The sequence below is a fragment of the Nonomuraea rhodomycinica genome (genome assembly GCF_013363995.1).
Classification (GTDB): Bacteria; Actinomycetota; Actinomycetes; order Streptosporangiales; family Streptosporangiaceae; genus Nonomuraea; species Nonomuraea rhodomycinica.
Map to the genome: position 1 here is coordinate 69,683 of NZ_JABWGO010000001.1, position 12,156 is coordinate 81,838.

General features: G+C 75.0%; 10 protein-coding genes. 7 read left to right on the top strand and 3 right to left on the bottom strand.

Going from position 1 to position 12,156, the window contains the following annotated elements; translation table 11 throughout:
* Nucleotides 1-45 precede the first annotated feature (45 nt).
* Nucleotides 46-513, top strand: coding sequence for a MarR family winged helix-turn-helix transcriptional regulator (locus tag HT134_RS00385; protein ID WP_312887901.1), 468 nt, complete (start codon nt 46-48; stop codon nt 511-513).
* Nucleotides 514-542: 29 nt separating this feature from the next.
* Here HT134_RS00385 and HT134_RS00390 read toward each other — a convergent pair whose 3' ends face one another.
* Nucleotides 543-2,813, bottom strand: a complete 2,271-nt coding sequence (locus tag HT134_RS00390) for a HelD family protein (RefSeq protein ID WP_175598242.1) — start codon at nt 2,811-2,813, stop codon at nt 543-545.
* A 208-nt stretch (nt 2,814-3,021) separates the two neighbouring features.
* Here HT134_RS00390 and HT134_RS00395 point away from each other — a divergent pair, with 208 nt between their 5' ends.
* Nucleotides 3,022-3,879: an NAD(P)-dependent alcohol dehydrogenase gene (locus HT134_RS00395; RefSeq protein WP_175598243.1), complete on the top strand. Its 858-nt coding sequence runs from the start codon at nt 3,022-3,024 to the stop codon at nt 3,877-3,879.
* A 69-nt stretch (nt 3,880-3,948) separates the two neighbouring features.
* Here the strand turns inward: HT134_RS00395 and HT134_RS00400 are convergent, their stop codons facing one another.
* Nucleotides 3,949-4,569: a CGNR zinc finger domain-containing protein gene (locus tag HT134_RS00400; RefSeq protein ID WP_175598244.1), complete on the bottom strand. Its 621-nt coding sequence runs from the start codon at nt 4,567-4,569 to the stop codon at nt 3,949-3,951.
* A gap of 85 nt (nt 4,570-4,654) precedes the next feature.
* On the opposite strand from HT134_RS00400, the gene HT134_RS00405 reads away from it, so the two are divergent.
* From HT134_RS00405 to HT134_RS00425, 5 genes are all read left to right on the top strand, one after another.
* A complete protein-coding gene (locus HT134_RS00405; RefSeq protein WP_175598245.1) occupies nt 4,655-5,530 on the top strand; it encodes an alpha/beta fold hydrolase in 876 nt (291 codons plus the stop codon).
* 158 nt (nt 5,531-5,688) lie between these two features.
* Nucleotides 5,689-6,438, top strand: coding sequence for a sulfite exporter TauE/SafE family protein (locus tag HT134_RS00410; RefSeq protein ID WP_175598246.1), 750 nt, complete (start codon nt 5,689-5,691; stop codon nt 6,436-6,438).
* Between the two features lie 54 nt (nt 6,439-6,492).
* Nucleotides 6,493-7,665 carry a CE1 family esterase gene (locus tag HT134_RS00415; protein WP_175598247.1) on the top strand — a complete coding sequence of 391 codons (1,173 nt, stop codon included), beginning with the start codon at nt 6,493-6,495 and terminating at the stop codon, nt 7,663-7,665.
* A gap of 100 nt (nt 7,666-7,765) precedes the next feature.
* A complete protein-coding gene (locus tag HT134_RS00420; RefSeq protein ID WP_175598248.1) occupies nt 7,766-9,313 on the top strand; it encodes a hypothetical protein in 1,548 nt (515 codons plus the stop codon).
* 18 nt (nt 9,314-9,331) lie between these two features.
* Nucleotides 9,332-10,735 (top strand): serine hydrolase domain-containing protein, encoded by a 1,404-nt coding sequence (locus HT134_RS00425; protein WP_175598249.1) that lies wholly within the window; start codon nt 9,332-9,334, stop codon nt 10,733-10,735.
* Between the two features lie 394 nt (nt 10,736-11,129).
* Here HT134_RS00425 and HT134_RS00430 read toward each other — a convergent pair whose 3' ends face one another.
* Nucleotides 11,130-12,116, bottom strand: a complete 987-nt coding sequence (locus HT134_RS00430; protein ID WP_175598250.1) for an NAD-dependent epimerase/dehydratase family protein — start codon at nt 12,114-12,116, stop codon at nt 11,130-11,132.
* Nucleotides 12,117-12,156: the final 40 nt, after the last annotated feature.

The following is a 12,156-nucleotide window of genomic DNA, read 5'->3' on the forward strand; positions in this document are numbered from 1 at the left end:
TAGGACAAGGCGAGCTTCCTGATAAGCTTCTCAGGAAGCGAAGAGGTGAGAGTGGACGACGAACGCGACGACCTGATCCACCGGATCACGCAGATCCAGCGCGACCTCGGGCGGGCCTTCGCCCGGCACCAGTCACCCCTGTTCACCTCCAACCTGACGATGCGTCAGCTCAAGGTGGTCATGGTGCTGGCGGTCCACGGCTCGGCCTCGGGCCAGGAGCTCGCCCACGATCTCGGCGTCGGGCTGGGCACGGTCACCGGCATCGTCGACCGCCTGGTCGCCCACGGCCTGGTCAGCCGGCACGAGGACCCCCACGACCGGCGCGTGCGCCGGGTCGAGCTGACCGCCGAGGGCGCCGCGCTCATCGAGCGGATCCAGGACGACGGCATCCAGCACTACCGGCGCGTCCTCGAACACCTCGACACCGACACGCTGCGCGCCCTCGACATGGTCGTCCACCGCGTCCGCGCCGTCGCCGAGGACCTGTTCGGCAAGGAGCACGACGCGGTGTGACCCGGCCCGGCGCCTTTACAAAGTAGATCTCAGCGGTGCAGCCGTGACAGCACCTCCGGCAGGTCACCCTCGTGGACGACCGTCAGCCGGCGCGTCGCCCGCGTCACCGCCACGTACAGGTCCTGGCCACCCTGCGGCGACTGCGCGAGGATCCCGGCCGGGTCCACCACCACGACCGCGTCGAACTCCAGCCCCTTGGACTGCGTCACGGTCAGCGCCACCACCGGCTCCTCCAGGTCCTCCCCCGGGAACAGCGCCGCCACCTCCGCGTGCCGGGCGTCCGAGACGATCACGCCGACCCGGCCGTCCCCCACCGCGGCCAGCTCCCCGGCCACCAGCGCCGGCAGCCCGGCCGTCGCGCACCGCACCGCCCGCGGCTCGGCCCCGCCCTCGCGCACCGACCGGGGCGGCTCCTCCCCCGGCGCCACCGCCGCCAGCACGTCGGCCGCCACCCGCATGATCTCCACCGGCGTCCGGTAGTTGACCAGCAGCCGCTCCTCCCGCCAGCGGCCCGCCAGGTGCGGGTCCAGCGCCTGCGCCCAGGACCGGGCGCCGGCCGCCGAACCGGTCTGCGCGATGTCGCCCACGATCGTCAGCGACTTGGCCGGAACCCGCCGCATCACCGTCCGCCAGGCCATCGCCGACAGCTCCTGCGCCTCGTCCACGATCACGTGGCCGTAGGCCCACGTGCGGTCGGCCGCGGCCCGCTCGGCCGTGGTCGGCTCCTCGCCGTCGCCGGCGTGCCGGCCGGCCAGCACGTCGGCCCGCTGGAAGATCCCCTCCTCCAGCAGGCCGGTGGACTCCAGCACCTCGCGGGCGTAGAGCTCCTGCTCCGACCACGCGGCCTCGGCCTCGCGGGAGGCGACGCGGGCGGCCGAGTCGTCCTCGCCGAGCAGCTCGGCCGCCTCGTCCAGCAGCGGGACGTCGCCGACCGTCCACGGCGCGGAGGCCGGCCGGACCAGCGTGGGCCAGTCCAGGCCGGACGGGCACACCTCCCACAGCGTGTCGGGGTCGGACAGCAGCTCGGAGATCAGCCGCTGCGGCGTCAGCTCGGGCCACAGCGCGTCGATCGCCGCGCGCACCGGCAGCTCCTGCCACAGCCGGCGGGCGGCCAGGTCGACGTCCACCTCGTCCAGCTCGCCCTCCAGGTCGAGCGGCCCGGCCAGCTCGGGGTCCTCCAGCTCCATCTCGGCCAGGCGCAGCGAGTCCTCCAGCGCCCGCGCCTCGGCCCGGGCCAGCTCCTTGAGCAGCTCGGTCACGTACAGCTTGCGCGCCATGTTGTGGCTCAGCCGCACCGCGCGCGCCCGGTCGCGCAGCCGCACACAGGTCTCGTGCGGCACCCGCAGCGTCAGCCCGTCGAGCGGCACCTCCAGGTCGCCGCGGGGAACGCGCTGGCGGGCGCGCACCGCGTCCCGCACCACGCCCGCCATCCGCACGTCGCCCTTGACCACGGCCGCGGCCGGGTCGTCGGACGCCGTCGCCCGCACCCCCGGGAACAGCTCGCCCAGCGTCGCCATGACAACCTGCGTCTCGCCCAGCGACGGCAGCACCTGGCCGATGTAGCGCAGGAACATCGCGTTCGGGCCGATCACCAGCACGCCGCGCCGCTCCAGCGTGTCACGGTGGGTGTAGAGCAGGTACGCGGCGCGGTGCAGCGCGGCGACCGTCTTGCCCGTGCCGGGGCCGCCCTGCACGACCAGGGCACCCTGCAGCGAGGAGCGGATCACCCGGTCCTGCTCGGTCTGGATGGTGGCCACGACGTCACCCATCCGGCCGGTGCGGCCCCGGCGCAGCGCGGCCAGCAGCGCCGCCTCGCCGACGAGCGTGCGTCGGTCGCCGTCGCTCATGCGCTCCAGGTCGAACACCTCGTCGTCCAGGCCGACGACCGTGCGCTGCTTCAGGTGCAGGTGGCGGCGGCGCACCAGCCCGTCGGGGTCGCCGGCCGTGGCGACGTAGAAGGGCCGGGCGGCCGGGGCGCGCCAGTCGATCAGCACCGACTCGTGCTCGTCGTCGCGCAGCCCGATCCGGCCCACGTACAGCGTCCGCCCGGAGACCTCGTCGATCCGGCCGAAGCACAGGCCGCGCTCCACGGCCCGCAGCCGGGCCAGCCGGCGCGCCTGCTCGGCCGCCACAACCTCGCGCTCCACCCGGGCCTGCCGGGTGCCGCCGGACCTCAGGTACGCCGCCCGCAACGCCTCCTCCGCGCGGGCCCGGGCCGCGTCGAGCCGGCCGTAGAGCATCGAAACAGTGGCCTGTTCCTTGTCCAGGGCTTCCGCGAGAGCATCTTGACGCTGACTCATGCCGTGGTATACTCCTTACGGGAGGACTGTGAAGCGCCGCTCGTTCTGGATCGAGCATGTGAGCGTACCCCTCCCGCGAGGCATGCCGCAACCGTCCAGGTGAGCGGCTTTTTTCGGCCACGGCGCCGCTCGCTCTTCGCGCCTCCTGCGCCGGCCAGGGGTGCCCTGCCAGTACACCAGACCCCCCGCCCGGCCGTGAGCTGGGGAAATGGCGCCCACGGTCGTCGAACGGCGCGCCGTCGGCGCCGACGACGTCCTCCGCGTGGGCGACCGCGTCGGCGTCGGGTGCATGGTCAACTCCTGCGGCCGGTGCGCCAACTGCCGCAACGGCGACGAGCAGTACTGCCTGGACGGGATGGTGCCCACCTACGGGGGCACCGACCGGGACGGCACAGTCACGCAGGGCGGCTACTCCACGCACGTCGTCGTCGACGCGGACTTCGTCCTCTCGGTGCCCGAGGGCATCGACCTGGCGGCGGCGGCGCCGCTGCTGTGCGCCGGCATCACCACGTACTCGCCGCTGCGCCGCTGGGGCGCCGGTCCGGGCAAGAAGGTCGCCGTCGTCGGCCTCGGCGGGCTCGGGCACATGGCGGTCAAGATCGCCCACGCCATGGGCGCGGAGGTCACCGTGCTGTCGCAGTCGCTGAAGAAGCAGGAGGACGGCCTGCGGCTCGGCGCCGACCACTACCACGCCACCGGCGACCCGGACACCTTCGAGCAGCTCGCCGGCCGGTTCGACCTCATCGTCAACACCGTCAGCGCCCGCATCGACGTGGACGCCTACCTCGGCCTGCTGGCCGTCGACGGCACGCTGGTCAACGTCGGAGCCCCCGCCGAGCCGCTGAGCCTCAACGTGTTCTCCCTCATCGGCGCCCGGCGCTCCTACGCCGGGTCGATGATCGGCGGCATCGCGGAGACGCAGGAGATGCTGGACTTCTGCGCCGAGCACCGCCTCGGCGCCGACATCGAGCTGATCTCGGCGGACCAGATCAACGAGGCGTACCAGCGGGTCCTGGCCTCCGACGTCCGCTACCGGTTCGTCATCGACACCGCCACCCTCGGCTGACACCCGACGCGCCGCCGGCGCCGGACGCGGCGGAGCTGCCGTGACCGCGGTCGCCGCGCGCCCGGCGGGTCAGGTGGCCTTGTGCCGCTGGTAGTAGCGGGCGACGCGGGCGCGGTTGCCGCAGCGGGCCGCCGAGCACCACCTGCGGCGCGGGTGCGCCGGCAGGAACAGCATGACGCAGTCGTCGGCCTCGCACGCGCGGACCCGCCCCACCTTCGGGTCGGCCAGCAGGTCGGCGGCGGCCTCGGCGAGCCAGGCGGCCAGCCGGACGCCCAGCGGGCCGGAACGCCGGAGGGTCACCGCGATCGCCCCGGCCCCGTCCCCCGTCTGGCTCTCCCACGTCAGCTCGCGGATCGCGGGCGCGGCCCGCTGCGCCCCGTTCAGCCCGTCCAACGCCGCCGCGGGCGGCCGCTCGCCCCGGCGGACGTGGGTGAGCGCGACCGCCACGTGATCGCGTACGGCGTGGACGGCGGCCACGTCGTCATCGGTGAGCCCCTCCCAGGCGCGCGACGCGTCCACCCCCGCATCCAGCACGCCCGCCCCGTCCAGCCGACCGGCCTGCGTGGACAGCCACCCCGCCAGGCCCGCCGGAGTCGCCAGCAGGTCGACCGGGCCCTCCGGCAGCAGAGGACGGGTGTTCACCAGGTCCAGAGCCAGCGGCTCGCCGGTCAGCGGCACCAGATCACTCATGCCCCTAATGGTACATCCACGGATTGACACATTAGCTCGCTTCCCGCTACAACTAATGCATCATTCCGCTGAGGAGGCATGTGAGATGTCGTTCCCGTTGGTTCCCCGCATTGTCCACCGCCGCGTCGACGTCGACGGCGTCGAGGTCTTCTACCGTGAGTCCGTGCCGGAGCGGTCCGACGCGCCGGTGCTGCTGCTGCTGCACGGGTTCCCGTCGGCGTCGCACCAGTTCCGCCGGCTGATGGACGCGCTGGGCAGCCGGTACCGGCTGATCGCGCCCGACTATCCCGGTTTCGGCCACACACGGGCGCCCGAGGACTTCGTCTACAGCTTCGACCGGCTGGCCGACGTCACCGAGGGGTTCGTGCGCGAGCTCGGACTGTCGCGCTTGGCCATGTACGTCTTCGACTTCGGCGCCCCCGTCGGGTTCCGGCTGGCCGAGCGCCACCCCGAGTGGATCGCCGGTCTGGTCGTGCAGAACGGCAACGCCTACGAGGAGGGCCTGTCCCAGGGAGCCCGCGACTTCGTCGCGCTGCGACCGGAGACCGAGGGCGCCGAGGAGACCATCCGCGGCCTGCTGACCCTGGAGGGCACGCGCGGCCAGTACGAGACCGGCACGCGCGACGCCGACCTGCTCGCGCCCGACGGCTGGACCCTCGACCAGCACTTCCTCGACCAGCCCGGGCGCAAGGAGGCCCAGGTGGCGCTCGCCTTCGACTACCACTCCAACGTGGAGCGCTACCCGGCCTGGCAGGCGTGGCTGCGCGCCCACAAGCCGGCCACGCTCGTCGTCTGGGGCCGCGACGACCCGTTCTTCCCCGAGCCCGGCGCCCGCGCCTACCTGCGTGACCTGCCCGACGCCGAGCTGCACCTGTTCGACACCGGCCACTTCGCCCTGGAGGACAAGCTGCCGGAGATCGCTCCCCTTGTCGCCGGGTTCCTCGACCGGTCCTGGACGTGATCGTCCACGGATCGCACCGGGCGACCGCCTTTACAAAGTAGATCACCAGCTCGTACGCCCGCCACCCGCGGGAGCCCGGGAAGGCATCGAGCCGGCGCGTGAAGCATCATCTCTTCAATGACCTCCATCTCGATCCCGGGCCGGCAGCGGGGGCCGGCGTGAACGGCGTCGGCGACGCCCTGCTGCTGGGCGCCGCAGGCGTGCTCGCCGGCCTGGTCGGCACCGCGGGCGGCATCACCTCCCTCATCTCCTATCCGGCCCTGCTCGCCGCCGGCCTGCCCGCGCTGTCGGCGAACGTCGCCAACATCGTCGCCGCCGTCGCCTGCTGGCCCGGCGCGGCCCTGGCCTCGCGGCCCGAGCTGGCCGGGCAAGGGCCGTGGCTGCGCCGCTGGGTGCCCGTCGCGGCGCTCGGCGGCGCGGCCGGCTCGGCGCTGCTGATGTCCACCCCGCCCGGCGTGTTCGCCCGCGTCGTGCCGTTCCTGGTGGCCGCCGGGTCGCTGGCGCTGCTCGCCCAGCCGCGCCTGGCCGCCCTTCGCCGTCGCGGTGACGGCGGCGTGCTGCTGCCCGCGGCGCTGGTGGCGCTGTCGGTCTACAACGGCTACTTCGGCGCCGGGTCGGGCGTCATGATCCTCGCACTGCTGCTGATCACCGCCGAGCCGCGCCTGCCCACCGCCAACGCCCTGAAGAACATGCTGCTCGGCGCCGGGGTGCTGGTCTCCGCCGCGGCGTTCGCCGTCTTCACGCCGATCGAGTGGGCGGCGGTCGTGCCCCTGGGCGTGGGGCTGTTCGCCGGCTCCACGCTCGGGCCGCTCGTCACCCGGCGGGTGCCCGCCCGGGTCCTGCGTCCGCTGGTGGCCCTCGTCGGGCTCGTCCTGGCGGTCACGCTGTGGATCCAGCCGGACGGCTGAGCGCGGGTGTGGGGTGCGGGTCCGCGTGGCAGAACCACGGGAAGGGGAGGCGTGATGGGCGCAGAGCCGGGCGGACGAACCGGTCAGCGGGCCGGTCAGCGGGCGATGGCCGAGCAGCGGGCCGGGCAGCGGGCTGGGCAGCGGGCCGGGCGGCGGGCGGGTGCCGTGGTGTTGCTCTGCGCGCTGGTGGCGGCCGGGTGCACCGGGCACGAGGACCGTCCCGCGCCCCGTTCCCCCTCCCCCACCGCATCGCCCGCCTCCCCGTCCCTGTCGGCCGAGCCCGGCGGCCGTACCGGGTCACCCGGGCCTGGCGTGTCGGCCGCCGGGTGCACGGGCGGCGGCCCCACCCTGCGCGAGGGACGCAACACCATCCGGTACGGCGGGCTCGACCGCGTCTACCTGCTGGCCCTGCCGCGCGGACGCGGCCCGCACCCCGTCCTGTTCGACCTGCACGGCCTGGGCTCCAACGCCGCTGACCAGGCCGCCTACAGCCGTCTGCCCCGCCGGGGCGCCGAGCGCGGCTACGTCGTCATCACCCCGCAGGTCGCCCAGGGGCGGCTCGGCTGGACGCTGCCCCGCGCCTACGGGCCCGACGACACCGGTCTCCTCGGGGCGCTGCTGGAGCGGGTGGAGCGGGGAGCGTGCGTGGACCGCGGCCGGGTGTTCGCGGCCGGCATGTCGTTCGGCGCCGGCATGTCCGCCGCGCTGGCCTGCGCCACGGACAGCACCACGGGCAGCAGCACAGGCAGCGGCACAGGCGGCACCACGGGCGAGTCGGTCGCCGGGCGGCTGGCCGGGGTGGCGGCCGTGGCCGGGCTGAACATCGTCCCCCCGTGCGAGCACCCCGCCCCCGTCACCCTCCTGGCCTTCCACGGCACAGCCGACACGATCGTCCCCTACCGCGGCGGCCACCCGTTCCAGAACTCCACCAGGCGGCGCGCTCTGGCCAGGCTCGTGACGCTGCCCCCGGTGGAGCGGAGCGCGCGGGCGTGGGCCAAGGCGCTCGGCTGCGGCGCCGAGGACGACGTCTCCGCGCCGGCGGCCACGGTACGGCTGCACCGCTGGACGGGCTGCCGCGGCGGCGCGTCCGTCCGGCTGTACACGCTGCGCGGCGCCGGCCACACCTGGCCCGGCGCGGCCGGCGTGCCCCGCCTGGGCCCCACCGACCGCGACCTCGACGCGACCAAGGTCATCCTGGACGCCTTCGACGCCACCCCGGCCCGATAAGGCCGGATCCCTGGGCGAATCGGGCCTACCGGCCGGGCACGGCAGGCGGTATGAAGGCTCGGGGGCCCGACCTCGAGCCGGAAGCGGGGGAACACCGCGCATGAGCGACGACGTACGCATCGAGATCGAGGCCGTGCCACGAGCCGGCCTCAGCACCGACCGGTTACGCCAGGCCGTCGCCGGGCACCCGCAGGTGCTCGCCGAGCTGGGCGTGGGCGACGCCGGAGGGCTGGTCGTGCCGCACGCCGCGGCCCTCGGCCACGATCCCGGACCGGCGGCGCCGTTCCGGGCGACCGTGTTCGACCCGGTCGGCAACCGCGCGGTGGAGCTGCGCGGCACGCTCGACCGGCCCGAGGAGGCCGAGGTGCGGCCCAGCGCGTTCCGGCCGCAGCCCGGCTCCGGCGAGCTGACCGCGGCCGCGGCCGTGCTGCGCGCCGACCCCGCCTTCCCGCGCGGCGACGACGTCGTCGTGTACCGGCCGATGCCGCCGCTGGCCGATCTGGAGAACCCCGACGGCACCACCGTGCGCCGCCCCACCCTCGGCGTCTACACGCCCTCCGACCCGACCGGCGTACGGCACCGGATCGTCGCGGTGGACCTCACCCACCGCGCCGTCGACTGGACGCCGGCCGGCATCGACCTGCGCATGCACCACGACTGCGAGCACACCGTGCCCGAGGGCGTCGACGCGCTGGCCGACCGCGGCGGCCCCGACCAGGTCCACGTCAAGGTGCTGCGCGGCGACACCGTGCTGTGGGACCTGCTGGTCGTACGGCCGCGCGCCTCCGCGCCGCAGAACCCCGGCGTGGGCGGCGGCGTGGAACTGCGCAACGTCCGCTACCGGGGCCGGCTCGCGCTGCGGCAGGCGCACGTGCCCGTCCTCAACGTCGAGTACGAGCAGGGCACGACCTTCCGCGACGACGCGAGCTTCGAGACCCGCTTCTCCGCCGCCGGCTCCGACCCGGTCGGATGGGGCTGGCGGCTGTGCACCTCACCGCCGCGCACGATCCTGGAACGGACCGACAGCGACTCCGGCAACTTCCAGGGTGTGGCCTTCCACCACGACGGGCAGGAGCTGCGCATCGTCAGCGAGCTGGCGGCCGGCTGGTACCGCTACGCCAGCGACTGGCGGCTCGGCGACGACGGCTCCATCCGGCCGAGGTTCGGCTTCGCCGCCACCGCCAACCCCATGACGTGCAAGGTGCACCGCCACCACGCGTACTGGCGCTTCGACTTCGACATCGGCGGCGCCGCCGACGACGTGGTGGAGCAGATCGACCCCGGCCCCATCAGCCCCGACCCGGTGCCGATCATCCGCGAGACGTCGCGGCGGCGGGCCGAGGGACGGTACTGGCAGGTGCGCGACAAGTCCTCCGGCCACGGCTACCGCATCCATCCGGGCCCGTACGACGGGACGGCCGACGCCTACGGGGTGTCGGACCTGTGGTTCCTGCGCCACCACCCGGCCGAGCTGGACGACGGCAACCCCGGCCCGCGCGACCGGGCGGCGATCAACCGGTGGCTGAACGGCGAGAGCATCGACGGCGTCAACGTCGTCGTCTGGTACGCCGGTCACTACTACCACGACCAGGCGCACCCGCAGCCGCACCAGGGAGAGCTGATCGGACCCGAGCTGACCCCCTTCTGAGCGATAGGGTGGGCGCTCATGGACGATGCGCTCGGCCTCACGGCCCACCCCCCGGCGGACGACCACAGCGACTCCCCGCAAGGGCGGGTCGGACCGGCGGCGGCGCGGGCGCTGCTGCGCCGCCTGGCCGAGGACCAGTCGGGCAACCGGGTGCCGTCGATCGTGGCGGGCATCGTGCGCGACGGCCGGCTCGCCTGGTTCGGCGCGCGGGGCCACCTCGACGACGGCACGGCGCCCACGGCCGACACCCGTTACCGGCTGGGGTCGATCACCAAGTCGCTGGTGGCCGTGCTGGTCATGCGGCTGCGCGACGAGGGCCGCCTCGACCTGCTCGACCCCGTCGGCAAGCACCTGCCCGAGGCGCCCGCCGGCGAGGTCACCGTCGCGCAGCTGCTGTCGCACACCGGCGGGCTGAGCGCCGAGCCGCCCACCGACTGGTGGGAGCGCACCCCCGGCCTGCCCGCCGACGGGCTGCTGGCCCGGCTGTCGTCCGACGACCTCAAGCACCGGCCCGGCCGCCGCTTCCACTACAGCAACGTCGGCTACGGGCTGCTGGGCGAGCTGGCCGCGCGGCTGCGCGGCGCGCCGTGGCTGAGCGCCGTGCGCGAGGAGATCCTCCAGCCGCTGGGCATGCGCTCCGTCACCGACCGGCCTGCGCCGCCCCACGCCACCGGCTACGCCGTGCACCCGTACGCCGACGTGCTGCTGCGGGAGCCGGAGCACGACGCCGGGGCGATGGCGCCGGCCGGGCAGCTGTGGTCGTCGGCCGCCGACCTGGCCCGGTGGGCGGCGTTCGTGGCGGGCGACACCGGCGGCGTGCTGTCGGCCGGCACCCTCGCCGAGATGCGCGAACCGGCCACGGTCGACGACGGCGACGCCTGGACCAGCGGGTACGGCCTGGGCATGCAGCTGACCCGGCACGCCGGGCGGCGCCTGGCCGGGCACACCGGGTCGATGCCCGGGTTCCTGGCCACGGTGTGGGCCGACCCGGCCGAACGGGTCGGCGTGCTGTACCTGGCCAACGTCACCTCCGGGGTGAGCCGGTCGCTGCCGCTGGACCTGCTCGACATCCTCGCCGAGCACGAGCCGCGCCTGCCCGAGCAGTGGCGTCCCTCCCCGGCCGACCCCGGGCTGCTGGCGCTGACCGGCGTGTGGCACTGGGGGCCGACTCCGTACGTGCTGCGGCTGCTGCCGGACCGCGTCCTCTCACTGGCGCCGATGAACGGCCCCGGCCGGGCCTCGCGGTTCGCGCCGCGCGAGGACGGCACGTGGGTGGGGCTGGAGGGCTACTACGCGGGCGAGACGCTGCGGGCGGCGCCCGACCACCTCGACATCAACACCTTCGTCTTCACCCGCACCCCTTACGACCCGCAGGCGCCGGTGCCGGGCGGGGTGGAGGGGTGGGAGCACGCCCCCGAGTGAGACGCCGCCGCCCGGCGCCCGTCGAGGGGCGCCGGGCGGGCGAAGCCACCTCCCTGCCTGCCCCAAGGCCGCGCCTTGCGCGGGCAGGCAAGGCCGCCTCTCTCCGGCCATGAGGCCGGAGAGACCCCGGACACGAGGCGGGAACTCCCCGGCCATGCCGTGAGACACTTCCCGGCCACACTGCGGGAACTCTCGCCGGGCTCGCCGCCACACACTCCCCGGGCTCGCCGCGAAACACTCCCCGGCCACACTGCGGGAAACTCCCCGGGCACGCCGCGAGACACTCCCCCGGCGCGAGAAAGGTCTCTCTCCGGCCGCGGGGCCTGACCCTCGAGGGGCACGAGGGAGGACTAGCGACGTTCTCGCCGGGGCCGCCGGAACGTGACGCCGCTGATCAGCCGAGGGCGTCGAGCAGCTCGCGTTCGCGCCGCGCGCCGATGCCGGAGCGTCGTTCCCGGTCGAGGCCCTGCTCGCGCTCCCAGACCAGCGTGTCGGCCAGCATCTCCTCCCTGGGCCGGTGACGCAGCCCCGCGTCGAGCGCCGCCGACCCGTCGCGCGCCGAGAACCCCGCCCAGTCCGGGTCGGCCACCCACAGCGGCAGCGACTCCGGCCCCATGAACTCGGCCACGCCCTTCTCGCGCAGCCACGCCGACGACGCGGTGACCACCGGGCCGGTGTGCCCGGCTGCGGCACGCGACATCTCGACCCACTGCCCGAACGGGACGACCGGGCCGACGGCGTCGTAGGTGCCGGTGGTGCCCTTCTCCGCGGCGTCGAGCAGCCAGGCCGCCAGGTCGCGGGCGTCGACCGCCTGGGTCGGCAGGTCCGGCGCGTCGGGCACCAGCATCGGCCCGCGCGGGTCGCGGGCGGCGCGGGCCACCCAGTAGCCGGAGCGGTCGCTGTGGTCGCCCGGCCCGCCGATCAGCCCCGCGCGCGCGATGAGGAGGCGCTCGCCGACGGCCGCCGCCGACGCCTGCTCGCAGGCGACCTTCGCCTCGCCGTACAGCTCCGGGCCGGCCTCCAGCCGGTCGGTCGGAGGGAGCAGGGCCGCGGACTCGTCCGCGCCGGGGGTGGCGTGGGAGGCGTAGGCGCTGATGGAGGAGACGTAGGCCCAGTGCGCGGCCCGGCCGCCCAGCGCGTCCAGCGCCTCGCGGACGAAGCCGGGCTGCCACGAGACCTCGACGACCGCGTCCCAGTCGCGATCCAGCAGCGGCTCGTACGCCGAGGGGTCACGCCGGTCGGCGGGCACCAGCCTCGCCCCGTCCGCGACCTGTCCGCTCTCGCCGCGGGCCAGGCAGGTCACGCGGTGGCCGCGGTCCACCGCCTGCCGGGACAGTTCGCGGCCCAGCCACGCCGTACCGCCAAGAATCACGATCTCCATGCCGCCAGCCAAGCACCTCCGGCGCCCGGCACCCGGCCGG

What these genes read in the sequence shown, in the direction of transcription:
- HT134_RS00390 (WP_175598242.1), bottom strand. Translation starts at nt 2,813, where the DNA reads ATGAGTCAGCGTCAAGATGCTCTCGCGGAAGCCCTGGACAAGGAACAG.
- HT134_RS00395 (WP_175598243.1), top strand. Translation starts at nt 3,022, where the DNA reads ATGGCGCCCACGGTCGTCGAACGGCGCGCCGTCGGCGCCGACGACGTC.
- HT134_RS00400 (WP_175598244.1), bottom strand. Translation starts at nt 4,569, where the DNA reads ATGAGTGATCTGGTGCCGCTGACCGGCGAGCCGCTGGCTCTGGACCTG.
- HT134_RS00405 (WP_175598245.1), top strand. Translation starts at nt 4,655, where the DNA reads ATGTCGTTCCCGTTGGTTCCCCGCATTGTCCACCGCCGCGTCGACGTC.
- HT134_RS00415 (WP_175598247.1), top strand. Translation starts at nt 6,493, where the DNA reads ATGGGCGCAGAGCCGGGCGGACGAACCGGTCAGCGGGCCGGTCAGCGG.
- HT134_RS00420 (WP_175598248.1), top strand. Translation starts at nt 7,766, where the DNA reads ATGAGCGACGACGTACGCATCGAGATCGAGGCCGTGCCACGAGCCGGC.
- HT134_RS00425 (WP_175598249.1), top strand. Translation starts at nt 9,332, where the DNA reads ATGGACGATGCGCTCGGCCTCACGGCCCACCCCCCGGCGGACGACCAC.
- HT134_RS00430 (WP_175598250.1), bottom strand. Translation starts at nt 12,116, where the DNA reads ATGGAGATCGTGATTCTTGGCGGTACGGCGTGGCTGGGCCGCGAACTG.